We start from the raw sequence: 24909 nt of genomic DNA on the forward strand, positions 1-24909 counted from the left end.
GACAACTGATAAATAACAATCCTGTAAATCCTCTAATCCTGGACATCCTGATTCTGACAAATAAAATGTGATTAACTCACAGACAACTGATAAACAACAATCCTGTAAATCCTTAAATCCTGGACATCCTGATTCTGACAAATAAAATGTGATTAACTCACAGACAACTGATAAACAACAATCCTGTAAATCCTCTAATCCTGGACATTATCTCGACTTACTTCGACTGTCGAACTGCTCAGTACAAGTCGCGGTAGTTGAGCGTAGTCGAAACTCGATAACCACCTGATTCTGACAAACATCCTGTAAATCCTAATTCTGACCATGAATACCACCAAATACCCTAAACGCCTCATCGAAGTTGACCTACCCATTAAACGCATTTCCGCCCACGCAAGACGGGAGAAATCCATCAGACATGGGCATATTTCTACCTTACATATTTGGTGGGCTAGACGACCTTTAGCTGCTTGTCGGGCTGTAATTTGTGCGGCTTTATGGCCTGACCCTGTTGATGAAAACTGTCCCCAATCTTTTCGGGATTTAGCTACAGCATATATTAATAATTTTGCGAAAAAAGCAGCAACAGATAAAGAATTATCTAAACATTGTTCTACTGAAATTTGGAGTAAATGGCAAGTTTTAGCTAAACTAGAAAATCAATTAAATGGTAATAATATTCAACACTGGAATATATTAAGAAATAGCTTACTAGATTTTATTGCTGATTTTGCTAATTGGGATAACTCTACCCAAGCTGATTATTTAGAAACCAGTCGGAATTTAACTCAAGCAGCCCATGAAGCATTAGGAGGAATACCAGGAACAAAACCCTTAGTAGTTGACCCTTTTGCTGGTGGTGGCGCTATTCCCTTGGAAGCGTTGCGAGTGGGTGCGGATGCTTTTGCTTCTGATATTAACCCGGTGGCGGTGTTGTTAAATAAAGTGGTTTTGGAATATATTCCCAAATATGGGCAACAGTTAGCGGATGAAGTGCGAAAATGGGGACAATGGGTAAAAGAAGAAGCAGAAAAAGAATTAGCCCAATTTTATCCGAAAGATGCTGATGGTAGTACACCAATAGCTTATTTATGGGCGCGGACTATTATTTGTGAGGGTCCAGGATGTGGTGCGGAAGTGCCGTTAATGCGCTCTTTGTATTTGTGTAAAAAAAGTAATCGCAATATTGGTTTAAGGATAATTCCTCAACCGGAAGAAAAGCGGGTAGATTTTGAAATTATTGAAAAGCAAAAGAGTAAATGGGTAGTTAGTGATCACCCAGAAATAGAAGTAAAAAATCCTAGTTTTGATGGCACTGTCAAAAGAGGTTCTGCCACTTGTCCCTGTTGTGGTTATACTACTCCTGTGGCATCGGTTAAAAAACAACTTAAATCTCGTCATGGTGGTGCTAATGATGCCAGATTATTTTGTGTAGTCACAACTAAACCAAAAGCTCAGGGTAGATTTTACCGTCTACCAAAAGATTATGACTTAGAAGTAGTAAGATGGGCTATTAAAAAACTAGAATTACAAAAACAGGAACATAAAGAACCAATTTCGCTTATTCCAAATGAATCAACAGAAAATTATCATACTTTTGTAAATCGCGGACCAATTTACGGAATGGTAACTTGGGAAGATTATTTTACTCCTCGTCAATCTTTAGCTTTAAGTACATTAACAAGATTAGTACGTATTGCTGCCCAAAAAATAGCTGATGAAAAGACAAATAATTTTGCAACTGCTGTACAAACTTGTTTAGCATTGTCTGTAGGAAAACAAGCAGATTTGGGAAATTCTTTAACTAGATGGAAGCAGGATGCTGAATGTCCGGTAAATCTGTTTGCTAGACAAGCTATACCAATGGTATGGGACATTGCAGAATCTTGTATACTTTCCTCTTCTAGCGGCTCTTGGAATAGCACTTATGAAAGAACAGCTTATGCAATTGAGTCATGCTATTACAAAAATTCTTTGATAGGAAATGTAGAATCTGCATCTGTTACAGATCATCCATTACCTAACGATGCTGCTAACGCTGTCATTACTGATCCTCCTTACTACTTTTCAGTACAGTATGCAGACCTTTCTGATTTTTTTTATGTCTGGTTACGACGAATACTTATTGACAAATATCCCAATATTTTTACAACACAATTAACACCAAAAGAACAAGAAATAATTGTTCAATCGCCCGGACATGAATTTGCTATTGAAGGAAAAAACAATGCTTTTTATGAATTGCAAATGAAAATTGCTATGTCAGAAGCACGAAGAATACTATCACCTTGTGGTATTGGTGTTGTAGTTTTTGCTCATACATCAACTAGGGGTTGGGAAGCCCAACTACAAGCGATGATAGATGCTGGTTGGACTATGACAGGTTCATGGCCTATTGATACTGAAATGGCTGCAAGAGTTATCGCTCAGAACCGTTCTGTTTTAGCTTCTTCCATTCACCTTGTCTGCCGTCCCCGCGACTCTAACGAAATTGGCGACTGGCGCGACGTACTCCAAGAACTGCCCCAGCGTATCCATGAATGGATGCCCAGACTAGCATCAGAAGGCGTAGTCGGTGCAGATGCCATCTTTGCTTGCTTAGGACCGGCTTTAGAAATCTTCTCCCGCTACTCTAGCGTAGAAAAAGCCTCCGGCGAACTTGTCACTCTCAAAGAATATCTAGAATACGTATGGGCGGCAGTTTCCAAAGAAGCATTGAGTATGATATTCTCTAACGCCGATACCACCAGCTTTGAAGAAGATGCCCGCCTCACTGCTATATGGTTATGGACACTTTCCACAGGTAGCATTGACAACAACGAAACCAACGCATCAGAAACCGACGACGAAGACGACGACGAAACCAGCAGCAAAACCACTAAAACCGGCGGTTACACCCTAGAATTTGATGCAGCCCGGAAAATAGCCCAAGGACTAGGCGCGCATTTAGAACAACTTACCCGCTTAGTAGAAGTCAAAGGCAGCACCGCCAGACTTTTACCTGTATCAGAACGTATCGAATATTTATTTGGCAAAGAAGAAGCCCAAACCCCCAGCAAAACCAAAGGTAAAAAAGGCAAAAAGAAAGAACCTGAACAACTCAACTTATTCGCAGTGTTAGGTATCACGGAAACAGAAGAAGATACAGACTGGGGAGAAAAAAACCTACCCCAACTAGGTAACACCACACTAGACTGTATTCACCAAAGTATGATTTTATTTGCTGCCGGACGTAGCGAAGCCTTAAAACGCTTTTTAGTAGATGAAGGAGCAGGAAAGGACCAACGCTTTTGGGGACTTGCTCAGGCATTATCGGCATTATATCCCACTGGTACAGAGGAAAAACGCTGGGTAGATGGGGTATTAGCCAGAAAGAAAGGACTAGGATTCTCATGATGCAAAATATCGCCTCCCAGTGGCAAGCTAAATTCTGGCAAACCCTACAAAAACCTGAAAATGCTGACCCGTTAAAACAAGCAGCTTTAAAAGGACAACTTGGTCAATGGACAACCGCTTTAACCACTACCGTTGTCTCAACTTCTACAGCAATGGGTTGGCATTCCTCCGCTAAAGGACATCCACTAGGCTTGTTTCCTGTATCTCCCAGTGAATACTTAGCTTTAGATGTCATGTCCTTTGCATCCGGTAATACAAGCTGGCGGTTTCCTATTGCGGTCATGGAATTAGAAAATAGTAAAGATATTAACCGCAGTGCCTACTCGCTTTGGAAAGTATTATGCGTCCGTGCAGATTTAAGAATAGTCTTTTGCTACCGTCGCAGTGCAGAAGAACGCGCTCACCTAATTAGTTTTTTACGCGATGAAGTGCTGCAAGCTATGAGTTTAACAGACAGAATGAAACTTGACGGTGAAACCATTATAGTAGTAGGTAGTCGAGATGATTCTGCTACCTTTCCCTACGGGTTTTTTAAATGGTGGCAGTTAGAAACAAATACTGGCAACTTTAGCATCCTATAATATAGGAATAGTCCACACAACCCATATTCTCGTCACTGCTAAACCCCTACAACATGATTATTTTTACAATCAATATTATTGGTGATTAAACCCTAAAACGTACTATAATAGTTAAGCTATAGTATGGTTAATTTATACAGGTGCGTAGGTTGGGTTGAACACAGTGAAACCCAACATTGAAAATCTAAAGGAGAAAATAAATGTCTATCAGAGAACAACTAATCAATGAAATATCCCAAACACCTGATATATTAATCAGAGAAGTTTTAGACTTTCTACTGTTTATTAAATCCAGAGCAAATCAAGAGATAAAGGGTAAAAATAATTCTCATAATTCTGATTTTCCATCTTTGTTAAATTTTATAGATCAAATTAATTCTGAAACACCAACAGCAGATAATCTACAGCTACCAAGAGATTTATCAAAAAATCTAGATCAATGTAAACTTTCCGAATTTTTCCGTCAATCTCCCTTAGCTGAAGTAGCCGAAGAATTAGAAAAAGCATATCGAGAAGCATCAGCAGAAAATGACCCAACTTGGGAAATAACTATTGGGGATGGACTCACAGATGAAACGTGGTGAAATTTACTTTGCTAACCTTAGCCCCTCTGTTGGTTCAGAAATGGATAAACGCCGTCCGGTGCTAATAGTCAGTAATGATGCTAATAACAACGCTGCTACTACGGTGACAATTTTACCCATTACTTCTAATATTACTCGTGTTTATCCCTTTGAAGTATTGCTAAATCCAGAAGATAGTGGTTTATCGAAACCTTCTAAAATTCAAACTCAGCAAATACGAACAATTTCTAAACAACGAATATCAGGAGATGCTATAGGTAATTTGAGTACAGAATTAATGGAATTAGTTAACGCGGCTATTAAATTACATTTGAATTTAGATTAAATTCTCTTTTCTTACACCCCACACTTTCACACTACCAAAATTATGGTTATTCCAGAACTTGAACAACAACTCCTGCAACTTTCCCCCAACGATAAACTTTACATAATTCAATTACTAGCACAAAGCCTAACTATGGAAAATAAAAATTACGCTCACACTCCGTACTCCCACACTCAGCACCCTAAAACTTATGACTGAAATCAACCTAGACTTACCCCCAGAAGTATTTTCCGCCCGTCGTCTTTCTCCAGATGACTTTGTACGTGATATGCGCCTAGCAGCCGCTATATATTGGTATCAAAAAGCGGAAATTTCCCAAGAAAAGGCCGCACAAATTGCCGGTTTAAACCGCCGCGACTTTCTTGCAGCCCTAGCCCGTGAACAAGTGGATGTGTTTTCTGTAGATTTTGAGGATCTTGAACAAGAATTAACTATATCTAATGAATTACACATTACTCAATTTCAAGTATCTAATACTGTAGCTGATTTTCTACGTTCAAGTTACTTTGATAAACTTCCCCGTGTAGATAATAAACAGGTAGAATTTGCCCAAAAAATAGGACTTAATATTAAAGACTATCCAGAAGAAGTTGCTTATTCCATAATACGCAGCAGCATAAATTCTATCTTTGGATATCTTGATACTCGTCGTCCTACAGAAAAACAAATTAATTTTTTATCTCAGTTTGGTATTGATGTATCTTCTGAAAATCGTTCTCTAGTGAATGCAGTTATAAATCCAACTATGACTATTCTAAATCTTAATGCCATTGAAAGTGAAAAGCTAAAACCTGGAGTAGAAGTTTTTAATATTCATGATTCTTTTAAAACTCCATTAACTATTTCTTCAATTAGCGATGACTGTTTAGTTTATTTTAAAGGTGGTAACGGTAAAAGAGCTAATGCACGAAATCTTAAAACTATTAAATAGTGGAACTAAAACCTATGGCAACTATTAAACCTTGGTATAAAATTGATGGACTAACACCCCGCCAAGACCTCCGGGACTGTAAACCCCTAGATGCTGCGGAATTTGCAGTACATTTAGATCAGGTCAGAAATCAAAAAGCACCTGCTGACTATCAACAACCAGAAAGGTTTTTTGACCGTACTTATTTAACTAAATATTTAACTGAATTTTCCGCCCAAGTTGTGCGGCGTTTATCTGGTGAAAAAACAGAAACCTCTGCTATTTTTAATCTCTCGACTCAATTTGGTGGTGGTAAAACCCACGCTTTAACTTTACTCTATCATCTAGCTAAAGGTGGTGCTATTGCTAATAATTGGACTGGTGTACAAAAGATATTACAAAAAGCTGGTATTTCTTCCGTTCCAGAAGCAGCAGTAGCCGTGTTTGTCGGCACTGAATTTGATTCTATTCATGGCCGTGGTGGAGTTGATGGTATACCATTACGGAAAACACCCTGGGGAGAAATTGCTTATCAATTAGGTGGAGAAAATGCCTTAGCTATATTAGCACAACACGAAGCAGAATTTATTGAACCTAAAGGCGATGTGATTAAACAATTTCTGCCTAAAGATAAACCCTGTTTAATATTAATGGATGAAATTATTAATTATGTTAGTACCTATCGTGGCAAGGGTTATCACAATAGTTTATATAATTTCATTCAAGCATTATCAGAAACCGCTAGAGGTTCAGATAATGTGGTGTTAGTAGTTTCCATTCCTGCTTCAGAAATGGAATACACCTCAGCTGATGAAGGGGATGAACAAAGATTTAAAAAAATGCTGGATCGGGTGGGTAAACCTATTATGATGTCAGCAGAAGCGGAAACTTCAGAAATTATTAGAAGAAGACTCTTTGAATGGGATGCTGGGGCTGTAACTGCTGACGGTAGGATTATGTTACCAAAAGATGCGATCGCCACTTGCAATGAATACGCTGACTGGGTACTAGATAACCGCCAACAACTACCTAGTTGGTTTCCCCTGAATAATCCCCGTGAAGCCTTTTATGCTACCTATCCTTTTCATCCTTCAGTATTATCAGTATTTGAGCGCAAATGGCAAGTTTTACCCCGCTTCCAACGGACTAGGGGAGTATTGCGTTTATTAGCTTTGTGGGTGTCTCATGCCTATAAAGAAGGATATCAAGGCGCACACCGTGATCCTTTAATTACGTTAGGAACTGCACCACTAGATGACCCACAATTTCGCGTTGCTGTTTTTGGACAATTAGGCGAAAATAGATTAGAAGGTGCAGTAACAACGGATATTTGTGGTAAAAAGGATTCCCATGCAGTGCGTTTGGATGCGGAAGCTGATGAGCAAATTAAAAAAGCACGACTGCACCGTAAAGTTACAACTAGCATATTTTTTGAATCTAATGGTGGTATTTTACGGGCTGAATCTACTATCCCAGAAATTCGGTTAGCGGTGGCAGAACCATCTTTAGATATTGGCAATGTAGAAACAGTTTTAGAGACATTGGCTACAGATTGTTATTATTTGTCAATAGAAAAAAATAAATATCGTTTTAGTATATCACCTAATTTAAATAAGATTTTAGCGGATCGTCGTGCCAATGTCCAATCATCAAGAATTACAGAAAGAGTAAAAGCCGAAATTCAAACAGTTTTTACTTCTCATCCAGGAATACAATTAACTTATTTTCCAGAAAGTTCTGGGACGATTTCTAATCGTCCTGTTTTAACTTTAGCTATATTAGCACCAGAACATTCTCTACAAGATAATCAGACTTTAAAAAAGATGGAGTCTATGACTAAAGAATGTGGTACATCAGACAGAACATTTAAAAGTGCCATAATTTGGGCTGTTGCTGATACTGATACCAGGTTAAGAGAGGAAGCGAGAAAAGTTTTAGCATGGGAAGATATTAACGATGAGGAAAAAGAAAGATTAGATGAAAACCAAAAACGTCAGTTAGAGGAAAATTTGAGAAAATGTGAATCTAATTTAAAAGAAAGCGTCTGGAATGCTTATAAATTTGTGGCTTTATTAGGGAAAGATAACAAAATCCGTGTCATAGATTTGGGTCAAGTAAACTCTACTCAATCTAAATCTACTACATTAGTAGGTTTAATTATTAATCGTTTACGTCAAAGTGATGACGTTATTGATATTATTAACCCGCGCTTTTTAAGTAGAAATTGGCCACCTGCATTTACAGAGTGGAGTACCAAAGCTGTCCGCGATGCTTTTTTTGCATCTCCACTGTTTCCCAGACTGTTAAATAGTGATGTGAATAGTCAGTCCGTCAAAGATGCTATATCTCGCGGTGTCAAGGAGGGAACTTTAGCTTATGTTGGTAAAAGTAATAATGGTTATGAACCTTTTTATTTTCAATGTGATTTTTCTGTGAAAGATGTAGAAATTTCTGAGGATATGTTTATCATTACTAAAGAAACAGCAGAGGCTTACCAAACAGCTTTAGCTGCAAGTGTTTCTATTCCCCAAAAGCCATCAACACCACCAGAAATTGGGGAAACTACTACTAACAACCCAGATAATAATAAAAGTGGTTTTACAGCGGTTCCAAATACTCTAGGAGAGAAACCTACGCCCTCTGATAGTCATAGGAAAAAATCACAAGATGAACCAGAACCAAAAGATGAACCTGAGATGATAACCCCAGTTGTATTACCAAAATTATTAAAGTGGAGTGGTGTAATTACACCGCAAAAATGGATGAATTTTTACACGAAAGTTGTATCTAAATTTGCAACCACCAAAGATTTGAAATTAACATTAAAAGTGGAGGTTTTAGTAGAGGGAGAAATAGCTACCCCAAAGATTGAGGAAACTAAAGTTGCATTGGCTGAATTAGGACTAAATAATGATGTTAAGACTGATATAGATGACAATCACTAAAATGCAAATTTTACTGGCTCTCCTAGACTTCGTTTGATAAATTAATAATAAAGAACACCTAAAACCCCTGATATATTTAGACCATAAAATTAACAAAGCACAATGTCCAGAAATCATGTTTGATGATGTCGCGTGGGTTAGTCAAACCCTTATCAAACAGTAATCTCAATTCATCCCAATTGAGGATTTTCCTTTGTTCGTTTCCTGCTACTTTCATGGTAGATTCCGTCCTTAACTTTTAAGGATAACACCAGTCTACAGGAAATCAACAAAAACTAAAATATGAAAATAAAGCATCCCATTAATTTTCACAAAGGTCTAACATTTGCTATCGTATTAGGATTAATGGTTTTATACCACAATTTTACTATTGGAGCTTGGGTTTATCTTTCCCTTCACGGTACTTATGGTTTTCTTTGGTTAATAAAAGATAGCATATTTCCAGATAAGCAATGGGAGCAGGAAATTCCCACTTCTCAAGGAATTATTAACTTTTTTATACTTTGTTTGTACTGGGTAGCGCCATTTATTCTCATTAGTAGTGGTACTGTTCCACCTTTACCATTAGTAGCTGCTGCTATTGCTTTGAATATCACTGGGGTATTTTTACATTTTGCTAGTGATGCCCAAAAATACTATACTCTTAAGCATAAAACTGGATTAATTACAGAAGGTTTTTTTGCTAAATGTCGTAATCCTAATTACTTGGGAGAAGTGTTGATTTATCTGGCTTTTTCTATATTAACTCAACATTGGCTACCTTTCTTGATTCAGGGGTTATTCATAGCCATGATCTTTGTTCCCAATATGCTGAAAAAAGATAAATCTTTATCTCGATATCCTGAGTTTGCGGAATACAAAGAAAACTCTGGTTTGTTCTTCCCTAAGTTATTTAATTCTAGAATTTCTCAGGAAGAAGAAACTACAGCATAATGTAAATGATTTTGCTTGCTAGTAAACACACAATCAGATAACTTAAGATTTGTCAAAGCAAAGATTATGAACTACAAAGCTATCATTTTATCAACAATTTTGGGAATTTCTACACCTGCAATTATTGATATGGCCATTCCTAATCAAGCTATGGCTGTGAAAAAGTTTGATTATCCAGCGGGTGAATTTACGGATAAAGATTGGACTGTGACTTTAGGTTTTACAAATAATTCTTATTACTATTATGGCGAAAACCGTAAAAGTAATTCTAATATCAGTTTATCTGGTGCTGTCGCTTCTGGAACTAAACAACGTCAAATATACACTTGGAATAATAATGGTACAAAATATCAAGTAATTTGGAAACCAAGTGATCCCAAATTTATTCGTGTTCAGGTAATTGATTCCCAAGGTAAAATCATCTTAAATCGTTTACTTCAATCTGTTAGAAATTAGAGTTTTTTTGATTAAATATCACCTGAATTTACATTGAGTTAAAAAAGTATTAGTTAAACTTACGTAATGGCGATTTAGTGTAAATTTCAGGACGACACACAACTAGCATAATACAAGTTTGGCGGACAAGACTTGTACAATTACAGTAAGTTTAGCTTGAGTGAGGCATACCTTATGCGGGCAAGATGCCCGCACCACAAGGCTTTTATCATTAAAGCTAATGTTTAACAGTTTTTGTAGAGACGTTTTATATAACATCTCTACATTATGTGCTTATTCAGCCCAAGCGATTAATCTGGGTTCGTAAGGACTAGAAAGGTATTTATTGCGAGGTAAGACGCGCAAAGACAAGCCTTGTAAACCAGAGGTGGTGTAAGTGATATTTGCTGTATAAACACTTAAATTCTCTGGGTTTTGCCCTTGATAATCCATTACTACAGGTACAGCATTAACAATATCCCCATGGGCATCTATAGAACCTTGATATAGTTCTACTTGTACATCATCGTTACTCAAAGTTGCTAAATCAACTTTAGCTTTGACGGCTACGGTTTGATTAACTTTAATGTCTGATGCTGCGGATACCTCAAGATCCTTAATTCTGATACTAAACCAGTGTTCGCCTAATTTCGCCTTCCAAGCCGCTAATTCCTTGGCTGGGACATAATTGTCAATAGTTAAGGTATGATAGCGATCGCTGGCTGGGAAATAGGCTCTGACTGCATATTCTCGCACCATCCGGGCTGTATTAAAAAATGGACAATTCAAGCGAATTGCATCTTTCATTTTTGCTACCCAAGGACGAGGTAAGCCATCACCATCACGATGATCATAGAATAAGGGGATAACTTCCTTTTCTAGTAACTCATAAAGGGCGTTAGCTTCTATTTCATCTTGGTAATTAGGATCTTCGTAATTTTCTCCGTGGCCAATAGCCCACCCGGTGCGGACATAATCTGCTTCATCCCACCAACCATCAAGTACACTTAAATTGGGTAGTCCATTCATAGCAGCTTTCATACCACTTGTACCGGAGGCTTCTCTAGGACGACGGGGAGTATTTAACCAAATATCACAACCTGCTACCATTAAACGGGCGATGTGAATATCGTAGTTGGGAACAAATACTACCTGTTTTTCTAAATGGTGTTCCCGGATAAAGTGATTGATATCCCGAATCAATTCTTTACCAGGGATATCTTTGGGGTGAGCTTTCCCCGCAATTACAAACTGGACTTTGCGGTTTTTGTTACTCAATAAAATTCGTTTAATGCGGTCTAAATCACGCATCCATAAGGTAGCGCGTTTATAAGTAGCAAAGCGACGAGCAAACCCAATTGTTAAAACGTTAGGGTCAAGCACTTCCTGGGCTTGGGCAATATCGGAGGCAGATGCACCGCGATCGCGCAGATGTTTAACTAAATGTTCCCTAACGTACAATACCATATCCAAACGGCAGCGTTCATGATTCCGCCACAATTCTTCGTCGGGAATTGCATCCATTCGTTCCCATAATTGGTTATCTGCTGGTGCTGATGACCAATTTGGACCAAGATAGCGATCGTACAATTCTTGAGTAGATTTAGCTACACAACTACGGGCATGAACACCGTTAGTAATAGCGGTAATTGGCACTTCGTCCACAGGAACTTTTTGCCACAAGCCTTGGAACATTTGTCGGGAAACAACGCCATGTAATTGTGCTACACCGTTAGAGAATGTTGCCATTTTCAGGGCTAATACTGCCATACTGAAGGGACTGGACAAATCACCAGTATTTTCTCGTCCCAGACCTAAAAACTGCTCCTTGGGTAAACCAAAGATATCTGCATAATAGCCCAAATAATGCAATATCTTATCAGGAGAAAATAAATCAATACCTGCGGGGACTGGTGTGTGAGTAGTGAAAATATTACTAGAACATACCACCTGTCTAGCTTGTCTGTAATTTAGTCCGGCTTCTTGAATGAGAATGCGAATGCGTTCCAAAGCCGAGAAAGCAGCATGGCCTTCATTCATGTGGTAAGCAGTCACTTCATAACCCAAGGCCTTGAGCATTTGCACACCACCTATGCCCAGCATAATTTCCTGGTGGATACGCATATCTATATCACCACCATACAATTGGTCGGTGATATCATGGTCATAAGCCTTGTTAGGTTCGATATTGGTATCAAGCATATACAAGGGGACTGTTCCCACTTGCACACGCCATACTCGTGCATATACCTTGCGTCCTGGGTAGTCTACCGCAATTCGTAATTCTGAACCATCGGCATTGCGCTCCAAATGCAAAGGCATATTATAGAAGTCATTGATGGGATAGCGTTCCTGCTGCCAACCATCTGCATTGAGATACTGAGCAAAGTAGCCCTGTTGATACAGTAAACCTACGCCCACTAGCGGTAATCCCAAATCACTAGCTGATTTAAGATGATCTCCTGCGAGGACACCTAAACCACCGGAATAGACAGGTAAGCAATCTACTAAGCCAAATTCAGCGGAAAAATAGGCGTAACATTCTTTTTGCGGCTGCTCTCTTTGTTTTTTATACCAAGTCCGCTCCTGCAAATAATCTTCTAATTGCCGGGCTGCTCGGTCTACTTGCGCTAAAAAGCCGTCATCTTCGACAACTTCTAATAATCGCTTTTGGCTGATAGTTCCCAACATTAATACTGGGTTATGGTGGCTTGATTCCCATAAATCGGGGTCTAAACGGCGAAATAGGTCTTTACTCTCCACATTCCAATCAAAATGGAGATTATAAGCTAGTTTCCGCAGGGGTTCTAGTCTGGAAGGTAGTGAAGGAGATACGTTAAAAGTGCGAATTGGCTGCATGGTTTAAAAAAACTTATTTGTGCGGCTATGGTTATTGTTTACTGTTTTTACTTAATGTTGCCAACTCTTTATACTATATTTGTCAACTTTCGATGACTTTGTTAAGAATTGATAATTATTGAATTGCTGAATAAACATTACACTTATAGCTTGTCTGAGTCTACTGGGTTTGTACTGGTTTTACCAAAATTTTACTAAAATTTAATTATGTGCTGTTTATATAGGCAAAATGGCAACATAGCGGTATGCACTGAAATATAAATCCAAAACATAGCTAAAAAGCGATTATGAATCATCAAAATGAAACAAAACTGCTAATTCTTTCCCTGCTGTTTACGACAGCGTTGCTGGGCTTGGGCTTTTGGTTGTGGAATCAATTCACACCTCGCGTTTTTGAGAAAGAAGCTAATGTTTCTCCTGATTCCGATTCTAAACCAGGGCGAATCAGTTTAGGTGAGAAGATTTTAATTACTGATCAAATCAACTCTGATAAGGAAAGAGGAGTACAAGCCTTTGCTCAGGGTAATTTTGATAATGCTAGAAGCAATTTTCAAGCATCTTTGCGCCAAAATCAAAATGATCCAGAAAGTTTGATTTATCTCAATAACTCCCTGGACAATAGTAGTAAATATATCAAAATTGCCGTGAGTGTACCCATCGGCGGAAATCTCAATGTAGCCAAGGAGATTCTGCGGGGTGTGGCTCAGGCTCAAGATGAGGTAAATCGTAATAGTGGCATTAATGGTAAATTTTTGCAAGTAGAGATCGCTAATGATGATAATGATCCCACCCAAACCCAAAAAATAGCGACGCATTTTGTCTATGATTCCAGTATTCTGGCTATAGTTGGACATAACGCTAGTAATGCTTCTATTGCGGCTGCACCAATATATCAGCAGGGAGGACTAGTGATGATTTCTCCTACTAGTTTCGCTCAAAATCTCTCTGGTATTGGTAGCTATATATTTCGCACGGTCCCCAATATTAGTTCCCAGGCCGAACCTCTGGCTGTTTATACCTTAAAAACCGCCCGTAAAACTAATATTGCTTTGTGTTTAGATTCCAAATCTATTGATAATCAATCTTTTAAGGATGAGTACGCCAAAAATATCGTAGCTGGTGGTGGTAAAATTAATCCCACCAAGTGCGATTTTTCCGCTCCTGATTTTAACTCTACTGCCATAATTTCTCAATTAATTAGTAGTGGTGCTGATGGGTTGGTATTAGCTCCCTATGTTGGTAGAATTAACCGGGCTTTAGAACTAGCAGCAGCAAATCAAGGTAAGTTAGCGCTGTTTGGTAGTCCGACATTATACACCTTTCAAACATTAAAATCGGGGAAATCTGATATTAACGGTATGGTTATTACTGTACCTTGGCATCCAAAGGCCATTTCTGGTAATCCTTTTCCTGAAAAAGCTAGAAAACTTTGGGGAGGAACTGTGAATTGGCGTTCAGCAACAGCCTATGATGCAACTATGGCGATCGCTAAAGGTTTACAACAAGGTTATACCCGTGAAGCATTACAAAAGGTGCTACATAGTCCAGATTTCTTTGTCAATGGTGCTACAGGCAAGATTGAATTTCAAGAATCTGGTGATATTAAGGGTAAGGCAATATTAGTCAAAGTGCAACCAAGTAAAAACTCAACTGCTAACTATGACTTTTTCCCCTTGCAGGGAAAATAAATAGTGAGATGATGTTATTAACCATTTCAATTTGTTGCTTGGGTTTGACTGCGTTCTACCCAACCTGCGGGACTTTTTTGATCATGTTTTCATAACTTTATTAAGAATTGTTTCCATTCAATTAATATCCCCAGCAGGGGCTTTCCTGCCGTTCGCCCCTAGGCGGTTTTCCATTGAATTAATGTCCCCAGCGAGTGGGGACAAACAAACAATAGACATTAACAATCAAATAGACGATTGTTTCCATTCAATTAATGTCCCCAGCGAGTGGGAACCCCTCAATTTTAAACCCTTACCCGGCAAAGTGTCTAGAGACAGTTTCCGACAGCGAAGCGTGGCGTTAGCCTTATGTCAGGAAAAAAAGTGGTAAAACCACCAATCGAGAGCGGGAAAAAACCCCCGAAACCCTTACCCAGCAAGCGACCCAAGTTCCCAACGCCAAAATCAACATTTGGTTCAAAAATTACCGGTTGTTCAACTGGAGGAATTAGTAACGCACCTTGTTTAGTTTGAGCGATCGCCATTACCCCAAAAATGTTAAATTAATATACAGCGTTTTCCGCTCTGATGAGGTACAAAGTTGAATCATGAAACTCTTGTGGTGCGGGCATCTTGCCCGCTAAATATGTACCTCATAACACTCTTGTAGTGCTGTATGTATTAGTAAAGGTCAAATAAATGACGAGATTTATACATGACCAATTCGCCAAAGATTATTTAGAAGAACTGCTAAAACCTTATGGAAAAGTAGAAGCACCCAGTCATGTATCTGGAGAAGTACGAGAAATAGATGTATTATTTACACCATTTCCTGAACAAAAAGCGGATATAGCATCATTAGGTTTATTAGGTAAACTAGCCACCACACTAGCCATATTTGAACCATTTCGCAACCCAGCCTCAACAGAAGAAATATGTGATTGTCTATTAAAATCATTAGAAGTTAGAGGTGCATTAAAACGAGAAGCAAAACGTAATGCAACCAAAATAGCAGAAAGTAATTTTCCTAAATTATGGATTCTCACACCCACAGCGTCTAAGAAACTGCTATCAGGATTTCATGGTATATTGGAATCAGATTCTTTACCAGGAATATACTATTTACCAGAGTCTTTCCGCGCAGCAATTATTGTCATTCATCAATTACCACCTATTCCAGAAACATTGTGGTTAAGACTTTTGGGAAGAGGAACGGTACAAAAACGAGCAATTGATGAATTAGCTGCGTTACCATCAAATCAGCCTTATGTGAAAATCACATTAGAATTACTTTACAACCTGCAACAGAACTTGAGAATAAATCAAAGTCCAGAAATAGAAACAGAAGATAGGGAGTTGATTATGAGATTAGCACCACTTTACCAACAAGAGCGAGAACTCGCTAGACAAGAAGGACTACAAGAAGGACTACAACAAGGAGAACAACGAGGAGAACAACTTCTGATTATCCGTCAGTTAAATCGCCGCATTGGTACAATGGACTCATCATTGATTCAACAAGTCCAAAAATTACCTGTTGCACAACTAGAGGAATTAGGAGAAGCCTTGTTAGATTTTACCTCAGTTACAGATTTACAAACTTGGTTACAATCTGTTAGCTAATCTTTTTCAAAAGACCGTTTATGATGTTTTCATGACTTTATGAAGAATTGAAAACTTTTTGATTTTTCCCGCCGAAAATTGGGATTAGGGGCTTGACAATTGATTTTGAATTTGTTATCATAGACTCGATAAGGAAGAACTATCTTACAACCAAATATTGTTAAACTCTGGAAAACCGCCCAGGCGCTATATTACCCACCATTCCCATCTTAGCTTTAATATACATATCGAAACAATCGAGGAATAGAATGGCGTTAAAAACCATTAATAATCCTGATGTAACAGTTTCGACATATAGACAAGTAGGTTAACACAATAAAACCAAACTCTGTCAAGAAAAGTAGGCGTTGCTGAAACCAGGTATAAATTTAGGTGTAGAGACGAGAATCCCTACATGAGGAACGTCTCTACAAGGGTTTTGAAATCATCAAAAATCATTTTCATACCTCAAATCAACAACGCCGAAAAGTAACATGATTGAAAACTTCTTCACCCTTGCAAGAGTGCTATAACGACAATTTTTTGTTATCAACCATTTTAATTTGTAGGTTGGGTTGAGGTACGAAACCCAACACAGTCTATAAGTATATGACATTTACAGCAAGTAGCTTTGAGTGAGGTACACCTTGTGCGGGCAAGATGCCCGCACCACAAGAGTTTTATTATTAATATTTGTACTTCATAAGATCGGGAACTGCTGTAATGTTGAGGTACGAAACCCAACACAGTCTATAAGTATATGACATTTAATGTTAAAGTACGAAACCCAACACAGTCTATAAGTATATGACATTTAATATTGGGGTTTCACTTCGTTCTACCCAACCTGCGGAACTGCTGTTCCTATTCCCTCGCCAAAGGTACAAGATATAGGTAAGATAAATTAGTTGCTATTTACCAAACCTCCGGGAGTTAGTTCTATGTTGAGTTTAAAAATTGCTGTTTATATCGTTGTCGGCTTGTTTGTGAGTATCTTCATCTTCGGGTTTTTGTCTAATGACCCAGCCCGTAACCCCGGTCGTCAAGACTCAGAATAAATATACAACAAATCACTCCTAGTGGCCGGAAGGTAGAAACAGGCTAATATGTAATTCAACCTTCCGGCTATTTTTTGCTTTTTGATCAGCTTAATTGCCTCAAAATATGTTTCATCCAGCCCTTCCACCTCAACCACCGCCAAATCTTGTATCGTCAAAACCTGTTTCCTATCTCGCTGCTCCTGCTGTTATTCAGGTAAAAAATGATCAACAAAAACTGATCATTGATGGTAAAAATCAGCAAGATCAGTATCAATCAACTACCAAGCCAGTCAATGATTCTCCCTTATCCCGACTAGAAAACTCAGGTGGGGAATTTTCCATTATTCAAGGTCAAAAACGCAAAATTATTCATATTATAGCCGGACAGCAGGTTTTAACAGGAACATCAACACCCCCGGTAGAAAAAAATTACGTAAATTTACAGGAATCAGGGGGAAAGGTTGATCTATTGGTTGGTGAAAAGACACCATCGTTACCAGTACAAAATCTGATTGAATTTAAACTGCGTCATCCTCAAGATCAGTCAAAACCTGATAATTTAGCAGTTCCCCCGTTACCGCAAATTTCAGAAACGAAGAAAATATCACCGCAAAAAACAAGAATTGTGGAGGTAATTGCCGATCGCCAAGAGTATGATCAAGAAAGGCGAATTGTCACGGCTGAGGGTAATGTAGTAGTCAGGTTTGATGGTGCGGTAATTGATGCTGATACTCTACATATCAATTTAGATAATTTGATGGCGGTGGGGGAGGGTAATGTGGCTTTAACCAGGGGTAATCAGGTATTCCAAGGACGACGTTTTACTTATAATTTTATTCAAGATAGTGGTGATCTAGAAAACGGTAAAGGTGAACTTTATATCCCTACCACCGCAACGGATTTTGCTTTTTCCCCAAGTCTCCCTACAGATATTACCGCAGGTGGTGTACCTAGTCGCCCTTTGAGTTATCGGCTTCGCGCTAATCAACCTCTAACTGGTGTTAATAGTCCCGGAGGGATAGAATTTGGTGTTAGTGGTCAATCAGACGCGCGAAATGTTTCTGTACCTAAATCTGGTGGTGTCCTCAAGCGGTTACGATTTGAAGCCCAATATATCGAATTTTATCCCCGTGGTTTTCAAGCTCAAGATGTGAGAATTACTAATGACCCTTTTTCACCCCCGGAATTGGAAATCAGGGCGGCTAAGGTGACTGTGACGCGAGAAGCACCTTTAATAGATAGGGTGACTACCCAGGGTCAACGGTTAGTTTTTGATCAAAAGGTCGTTGTTCCTATTCCTGTGAATAGTCGCAAAATAGATCGTCGGCCACGACAGGTAAATCCCACTATTGTTTCTGTGGGTTTTGATAATGGTAAACGCGGTGGTTTGTTTATAGAACGAGCTTTTGAACCAATTGATAATGATCAGACTCGCTGGACTATTACACCCCAGTTTTATGTACAAAGGGCTGTAGAAAATGGTGGTAATGTAGCTAATTTGTTTGGTGTAAATACTAAACTGAATGCTGTTTTGAGTCCTAAAACTGTTGTGGAGGGTACGGGAGAGTTAACTAGTTTTGATTTTGATCAGGTGGAAGATACTTTACGCGGGAGTTTGCGATTACGCCAAAGTTTGGGTAATGTCAAGCCTTATACATTAAGTTTAGAGTCTAGTTACCGCGATCGCCTTTATAATGGTAGTCTTGGATATCAAACTGTACAGAGTAGTATTGGTGGAATTATTACTTCTCCTAGGATTCCTTTGGGAAAAAGCGGTATAAATATTAGTTATCAGGGTGGCGCACAGTATATAAATTCTAACACAGATCGTCAGGATTTACTCTCACCACTACGCAAAAATGATCGCATTTCTCTAGGGCGTTTCCAAGGTAGTGTAGCATTGAGTAGTGGGATCAAATTGTGGACTGGGAAACCCTTAGCAGCTACAGCCAAGGAGGGATTAAAATATACATCTAATCCTGTAGTACCGTATTTACAAGCGATCGCTGGTATCACAGGAACTAGTAGTTATTATAGTAGTGGTGATAACCAAGGCACTGTCACTGGTACTATTGGTTTAATCGGCCAAATTGGCCATTTTTCCCGTCCTTTCTTAGATTATACTGGCTTTAACGTCAGTTACTCCCAAGGCACTAATAGCGGTTTATCACCCTTTCTTTTTGACCGTTCAGTTGATAACAAAGTTCTCAGCACTGGTATTTCTCAGCAAGTTTATGGACCTATTCGCTTAGGTTTACAAACATCCATTAACCTAGATACATGGAAAGAGATCAGCACTGATTATACATTAGAATATAGCCGTCGGACTCATGGTATCACCCTTCGTTATAATCCAGTGCTGCAATTAGGTGGTTTTAGTATCCGTATCAGTGATTTTAATTGGACTGGTGGTACAGATCCATTTGCTAATGGACAAGTTAAACCAGTGGTTGGTGGTGTAGTCGGTGAGGAAAATTAAGCTTCAGCGGAACTATAATCGGGAATTAAACCACCTTTTTCGGTAATTTTCTTCGCTGCATCTAAAAGATACTCATAATAGGTGTGAGCAATAATAGATAACTGCTTACCAGCAGGATAAACCATATACCAATCCCGTTTAATTGGAAAGTATTGGACATCTAAAATGCTAAATTCCGTAGTTTCTGTTAATAATGTATGACGGGATAATACAGAAATACCTAAGCCACCAGCAATAGCTTGTTTAATCGCTTCATTACTTCCCAACTCCAACTTAACTTTGACCTTGACCCCATGTTTCTCAAACAGAGTTTGGACAGCGCTGCGAGTCCCTGAACCCGGTTCACGCATAATAAACCGTTCTTCACCCAAACGTTCAATAGGAATATTTTTTTCCTTTGCTAAGGGATGATCTGCGGGTGCAAAAACTACCAGCGGGTTTTCTAGAAATGGCTGGAAATTGACATCAAAATGATCGGGAATTTGACTCATAATATATATGTCGTCTAAATTATTCATCATCCGATCTAAAATCAGTTCATGATTTGTGACCTGGAGAGAAATATCAATGCCGGGGTAAAGCTGACAAAAAGGACCCAACAATCTAGGTATAATATACTTAGCAGTAGTAATTACCGCCAGTTTTAATTGTCCTTGTTTTAATCCTTTTAAATTGGCAATGGTCATTTGAAACTTGTCCATAGTCTCAAAAATTTGCCGACAAGTAGCAAATAATTCCCGTCCCGCTTCTGTCAAGTATAAACGCTTTCCTACCTGCTCAAATAATGGCAAACCCACTGATTTAGTTAGCTGTTTGATTTGCATGGATATGGTAGGTTGAGTCAAAAACAACTCCTCCGCAGCGCGTGTAAAACTACCATGCCGTGCCGCAGCCTCGAACACCTTCAACTGGTGCAATGTCGCTTGGTTCAAGGTTATTCCCCTCTGATAACAATTTATATATATACTACAGTATTACGTAGCAACAAATTTTTTTTAAGTGTTATTTATAAAAATATTGTATAAAATCAATATGTTTAGCTAGTGCAGACAGGGAATTAATTCCCTATCTGATATTTAAAATACCTTAAAAGCGGACGATTATGATGGTATTACTTAAGTATTTTAACTTAGCTTGATCATGAATTTATCGTCCAATTTCTACATTTTCAAGGATACCAAGTGCGTCAGGTACAAGAACAGCTGCGGAATAGTAGGTACTAATGAGGTAAGAAATAATCGCTTTTTCGCTGATACCCATAAATCGGACGGATAAACCAGGTTGGTATTCATCAGGGATACCAGTTTGATGTAGGCCAATGACCCCCTGATCTTGTTCTCCAGTTCGTAACACAAGAATGGAACTAGTTTGGTACTTAGTAATAGGAATTTTATTACAGGGAAGAATAGGTACACCGCGCCACGCTATTACTTTAGTACCATCTATTTCCATATTTTGCGGATAGATACGGAGGCGGTTACATTGCTTACTAAAAGCGGCAATAGTGCGAGGATGCGCTAAAAAAAACTTTGACTTTCTACGGCGAGTCAGCAGTTCATCTAAATCATCAGGGGTGGGCGGTCCACTGCGGGGATAAAGACGTTGTTTAAAGTCGGCATTGTGTAGTAAACCAAATTCACGGTTATTAATCAATTCATATTCTTGTCGTTCCCGTAATGCTTCGATAGTCAGACGCAATTGTTGTTCTGTCTGATTCATCGGTTCATTGTAAAGGTCAGCAACGCGAGTATTGATTCTTAAGATAGTTTGGGCAATACTTAACTCATATTCACGGGGTGATAGTTCATAATCAACGAAAGTAACTGGTAATTCAGTCTCTCCAGTATGCGCTGAAGATAAAGCAATAGCAGCTTCACCGTATTTATTCTGTGGCAATTGGGTACGGGCGACAATTTGATCAATATGAGCCTGTAACGCTTCCGACTGGTTAAGGACTTCCCTAAATGCTTGTTGTGATAGTGTTAATACAGTACATTGTGTAACAGCTTTAACTGTAAACTTCCACATACTTTGAGACTCTACTAAAATCTGATCACCAAAATGATCACCATCAGCTAACGCGTTTAAGAAAGGTTGCTCCTCATATTTAGCAATCCCGATTTTATTGACTTTACCATGGGCGATGAGAAAAAGCTGCTGGGCAGGCTGACCCGATTGTACTATAATCTCATCAGGTGTGAACTCTTGTTGTACAAAACGACTAGCTAAAGCCGTTAAGACTTGAAGATTATCAAATCCTCGCAGCAAGGGTAATTGACTAAGTTCTTGGGGAATTACTTGTACCGTTGCTCCTGTATTAGTGCAAGTAATTCTTCCATCACCTAAAGTATAAGTTAAGCGACGGTTGACTCGATAAGTTCCACCTTTGATTTGCACCCATGGTAACATCTTTAACAACCACCGTGAGGTAATTTCCTGCATTTGCGGTGCAGATTTGGTTGTTGTTGCTAAGTTGCGGGCAGCTGCTGTACTTAAACTTTGTTGAGGCTGTCTACCCTCAACATCCAAACCCGAATCATTAGAATATGTCATCTTATCCTCTAATCACTGACAAATATACTTAATAAAATGAGAGGTGAAGGTAATCAGACTTTGATCGATCAAAAATTACTGGATTTAACGCTGAAAATAGGGCGTAATTACCAATTAATTACCTTCACCTCTGAAAACTAATTAAACTAATTAGCGACCGATTTCTACATCTTCAAGAATGCCAAGTGCGTCTGGTACTAAAACTGCTGCGGAGTAGTAAGCTGTAATCAGGTAAGACATAATCGCCTTTTCACTGATACCCATAAAGCGCACAGATAAACTAGGTTGATATTCATCCGGGATACCAGTTTGGTGTAAACCGATAACGCCTTGTTTTTCCAAACCGGTGCGGAGCAAGAGAATAGAACTGGTACGGTTATTGCTAACAGGTATTTTATTACAGGGAAAAATAGGTACACCACGCCAAGCCGGAACTTGTTGTCCACCCATGTCAATGCTTTGTGGATAAATGCCCATACGGTTGCATTCACGAGCAAATGCAGCGATAGTCCGAGGATGAGCTAGGAAGAAACTGGGGTCTTTCCATACTGTAGCTAGTAATTCATCCATGTCGTCGGGAGTAGGTGCGCCTGTGCTACTGTAAATGCGTTGTTTGAGGTCGGCGTTATGGAGCAACCCAAATTCGGGGTTGTTGATCATTTCGTGTTCTTGACGTTCCCGTAATGCTTCCACCGTCAGACGCAATTGTTGTTCGGTCTGATTCATTGGTTCATTATACAAGTCAGCAACGCGAGTATTGATGCGTAAAACGGTTTGGGCGATGCTTAAATCATATTGACGGGGTGAGAGGTCATAATCAACGAAAGTACCCGGTAAATCAGCCTCACCGCGATGTCCTGCTGATACATTAATCGCTGCTTCACCTTGTTCAGTTTGTGGTTGACTCAGGAGAGCGCGGAACTTGTCAACTTGACTTTGCAAAGCTTCAGATTGGTTAACGAGTTGTGCAAATGCACTTTGAGGTAATGCTAAAATGATACATCTGGTGACAGCTTTGAGCGTATACTGCCAGGTATCTTGAGATTCTACTAGAGATTCATCACCAAAATGATCACCATCAGCTAATACATCTAAAACCACTGGCTCGTCATATTTACCGAGACCAATTTTGTTAACTTTACCACGAGCGATCAGTAATACTTGATTCGCCTCTTGACCAATTTCCACAATTACGTCCCCCGCAGCAAATTCCTGTTGCACAAATTGGTTCGCTAAGGTGGTTAAAACTTCTATGTCTTCAAACCCTCTGAATAAGGGTAATTCCGTTAATTCTTGGGGAATTACTTGTACAGTTGATCCGGTGTTAGTAAAAGATACTCGTCCATCACCTACAGTGTAACTTAAACGACGGTTAACGCGATAGACACCGCCTTTTGTTTGTACCCATGGTAGTAGTTTTAATAACCACCGTGAGGTAATTTCCTGCATTTGCGGCGCAGATTTGGTGGTTGTCGCCAAATTACGAGCTGCTGCTGTACTTAAACTTAGTTGAGGTTGTTGATTTTCTGAATCATTAGAGTAGGTCATAATTTAATTCTCCACTTTTTTAGTTAGTTAAAAAACACAATTTACTGCAAATTTACGTACTTTAAATCACGGAATTAGTTGCACCAACCAAGGATCTGATATGTGCAGCCGAAGTGCCAAACCCTGTCGGACCGTTGAGTAGTCGCACTATGGGGGAAGCACTATTACGCAATTCAAATTCTTTGTATCGGTCTACCTTTGTATGCCACTTAAGTACACCACACATCCACTGTTCTAATTTCTCAATGTATTTGAGTAGTTTCTCGCGGGTGTTTTTATCCAGGTTGAAATCGTCGAAAAGGGCTGGAAGTTCAGTCTCAACAATGTGTTGAAACTGTTGCGCCCGCGCTGTCATCAGATTATTAACAATCTCAACAGCTTTGAGAAGATCACAGTTAAGGAAATTCTGCACCACTAACACGCAGTTATGAATTTCGCCCTCAAATTCGATTTCTTTCTGATAAGAAAAAATGTCATTAGTGAAACAGGCAAAATCGGCGGCAGCATTTTCCAGCGATCGCATGGGTCGGCTATAATAAATCTGCATTGGTATTTCGCCGCCCTGGGATAGTCTAGACAGACTCATGGTTAAATCAGACCCAAATGTCTTACGACGCATTTCAATATAGTCAATCGGGTCTGGAATCCGATTTTGCGTCTGGTTAGCCAGTTCCCACACCCAACTATCAGTCATATCCTGAATAGCGCGGCGAAATTCGGTACGTGCTGTGGAGGACATTGGTCCTGCGGTGCGAGACCAAATATCCGCCAACCCCTTTTCTACTGGATTAGTTGCTACAGGGGGTGTAGAATTATCTAGAGGCATAAATGCTGACAGTCGAGCATTAAACCCACATTCCGCACCCTGAACTGTCACAGATCAAAAAAGCAGAGATAGTAGTACATAATAACTAACGATCAATTAAAGAGAAATAAGCTTAATGAGAATACATATCATTAAAAGGGGGGTGGTGTGAGAAAGTAAAGTTTCCTAAGGAGTCCGAATTCAAGATGATTAAAAAATTTATTATTCAGAAAGCAAGAAATGAGAG

18 protein-coding genes are annotated in these 24909 nt (G+C 39.1%); 12 read left to right on the forward strand and 6 right to left on the reverse strand.

What is annotated here, in order from left to right:
- The first annotated feature begins 324 nt into the window (after positions 1-324).
- The 8 genes from H6F39_RS17005 (at position 325) to H6F39_RS17040 (ending at position 10130) form a co-directional block, all read left to right on the forward strand.
- Positions 325-3396 (forward strand): DUF1156 domain-containing protein, encoded by a 3072-nt coding sequence (locus H6F39_RS17005; RefSeq protein WP_190397099.1) that lies wholly within the window; start codon positions 325-327, stop codon positions 3394-3396.
- The gene (locus H6F39_RS17010) at positions 3393-3977 is read left to right on the forward strand and encodes a hypothetical protein (protein ID WP_190371459.1); all 585 of its coding nucleotides are present in this window, start codon (positions 3393-3395) and stop codon (positions 3975-3977) included. The genes H6F39_RS17005 and H6F39_RS17010 overlap by 4 nt, the downstream gene beginning before the upstream one ends.
- A gap of 200 nt (positions 3978-4177) precedes the next feature.
- Positions 4178-4561: a hypothetical protein gene (locus tag H6F39_RS20815; protein WP_236097131.1), complete on the forward strand. Its 384-nt coding sequence runs from the start codon at positions 4178-4180 to the stop codon at positions 4559-4561.
- Entirely contained in the window at positions 4548-4886 is a 339-nt protein-coding gene (locus H6F39_RS17020) for a type II toxin-antitoxin system PemK/MazF family toxin (RefSeq protein ID WP_028089372.1), read from the forward strand. The genes H6F39_RS20815 and H6F39_RS17020 overlap by 14 nt, the downstream gene beginning before the upstream one ends.
- Positions 4887-5076: 190 nt before the next feature.
- Positions 5077-5817 (forward strand): UPF0175 family protein, encoded by a 741-nt coding sequence (locus H6F39_RS21220; protein WP_370539404.1) that lies wholly within the window; start codon positions 5077-5079, stop codon positions 5815-5817.
- 14 nt (positions 5818-5831) lie between these two features.
- Positions 5832-8741, forward strand: coding sequence for an ATP-binding protein (locus H6F39_RS17030; RefSeq protein ID WP_190397100.1), 2910 nt, complete (start codon positions 5832-5834; stop codon positions 8739-8741).
- A gap of 282 nt (positions 8742-9023) precedes the next feature.
- Positions 9024-9674 carry an isoprenylcysteine carboxylmethyltransferase family protein gene (locus H6F39_RS17035; protein ID WP_137908143.1) on the forward strand — a complete coding sequence of 217 codons (651 nt, stop codon included), beginning with the start codon at positions 9024-9026 and terminating at the stop codon, positions 9672-9674.
- A gap of 66 nt (positions 9675-9740) precedes the next feature.
- Positions 9741-10130: a hypothetical protein gene (locus H6F39_RS17040; protein WP_190397101.1), complete on the forward strand. Its 390-nt coding sequence runs from the start codon at positions 9741-9743 to the stop codon at positions 10128-10130.
- A 273-nt stretch (positions 10131-10403) separates the two neighbouring features.
- Here H6F39_RS17040 and glgP read toward each other — a convergent pair whose 3' ends face one another.
- Positions 10404-12968, reverse strand: a complete 2565-nt coding sequence (glgP, locus tag H6F39_RS17045) for an alpha-glucan family phosphorylase (protein WP_190371457.1) — start codon at positions 12966-12968, stop codon at positions 10404-10406.
- A 287-nt stretch (positions 12969-13255) separates the two neighbouring features.
- Here glgP and H6F39_RS17050 point away from each other — a divergent pair, with 287 nt between their 5' ends.
- Complete coding sequence (locus H6F39_RS17050) at positions 13256-14656, forward strand: ABC transporter substrate-binding protein (protein WP_190397102.1); 1401 nt, start codon at positions 13256-13258, stop codon at positions 14654-14656.
- A gap of 308 nt (positions 14657-14964) precedes the next feature.
- Here the strand turns inward: H6F39_RS17050 and H6F39_RS17055 are convergent, their stop codons facing one another.
- A complete protein-coding gene (locus tag H6F39_RS17055) occupies positions 14965-15180 on the reverse strand; it encodes a hypothetical protein (RefSeq protein WP_137908139.1) in 216 nt (71 codons plus the stop codon).
- A 154-nt stretch (positions 15181-15334) separates the two neighbouring features.
- Between H6F39_RS17055 and H6F39_RS17060 the strand changes: the two genes are divergently transcribed.
- The 3 genes from H6F39_RS17060 to H6F39_RS17070 all read left to right on the forward strand — a co-directional run bounded on the left by H6F39_RS17060 (position 15335) and on the right by H6F39_RS17070 (position 19756).
- Complete coding sequence (locus tag H6F39_RS17060) at positions 15335-16258, forward strand: DUF4351 domain-containing protein (protein ID WP_190397103.1); 924 nt, start codon at positions 15335-15337, stop codon at positions 16256-16258.
- A 920-nt stretch (positions 16259-17178) separates the two neighbouring features.
- Positions 17179-17295 carry a photosystem II reaction center protein I gene (locus tag H6F39_RS17065; RefSeq protein ID WP_071604835.1) on the forward strand — a complete coding sequence of 39 codons (117 nt, stop codon included), beginning with the start codon at positions 17179-17181 and terminating at the stop codon, positions 17293-17295.
- Positions 17296-17401: 106 nt separating this feature from the next.
- Positions 17402-19756, forward strand: a complete 2355-nt coding sequence (locus H6F39_RS17070) for a DUF3769 domain-containing protein (protein ID WP_190397104.1) — start codon at positions 17402-17404, stop codon at positions 19754-19756.
- Here H6F39_RS17070 and H6F39_RS17075 read toward each other — a convergent pair.
- The 4 genes from H6F39_RS17075 to H6F39_RS17090 all read right to left on the reverse strand — a co-directional run bounded on the left by H6F39_RS17075 (position 19753) and on the right by H6F39_RS17090 (position 24734).
- Positions 19753-20688, reverse strand: coding sequence for a LysR family transcriptional regulator (locus H6F39_RS17075; protein WP_137908136.1), 936 nt, complete (start codon positions 20686-20688; stop codon positions 19753-19755). The two genes, H6F39_RS17070 and H6F39_RS17075, sit on opposite strands and share 4 nt — an antisense overlap.
- Before the next feature lie 214 nt (positions 20689-20902).
- A complete protein-coding gene (locus H6F39_RS17080; protein WP_028089365.1) occupies positions 20903-22309 on the reverse strand; it encodes a family 2B encapsulin nanocompartment shell protein in 1407 nt (468 codons plus the stop codon).
- A gap of 150 nt (positions 22310-22459) precedes the next feature.
- Positions 22460-23857, reverse strand: coding sequence for a family 2B encapsulin nanocompartment shell protein (locus tag H6F39_RS17085; protein ID WP_190397105.1), 1398 nt, complete (start codon positions 23855-23857; stop codon positions 22460-22462).
- Positions 23858-23918: 61 nt separating this feature from the next.
- Positions 23919-24734: a hypothetical protein gene (locus tag H6F39_RS17090; protein WP_370539405.1), complete on the reverse strand. Its 816-nt coding sequence runs from the start codon at positions 24732-24734 to the stop codon at positions 23919-23921.
- Positions 24735-24909 lie beyond the last annotated feature (175 nt).

The organism is Dolichospermum sp. FACHB-1250, from assembly GCF_014696335.1.
GTDB classification, from domain to species: domain Bacteria; phylum Cyanobacteriota; class Cyanobacteriia; order Cyanobacteriales; family Nostocaceae; genus Dolichospermum; species Dolichospermum planctonicum.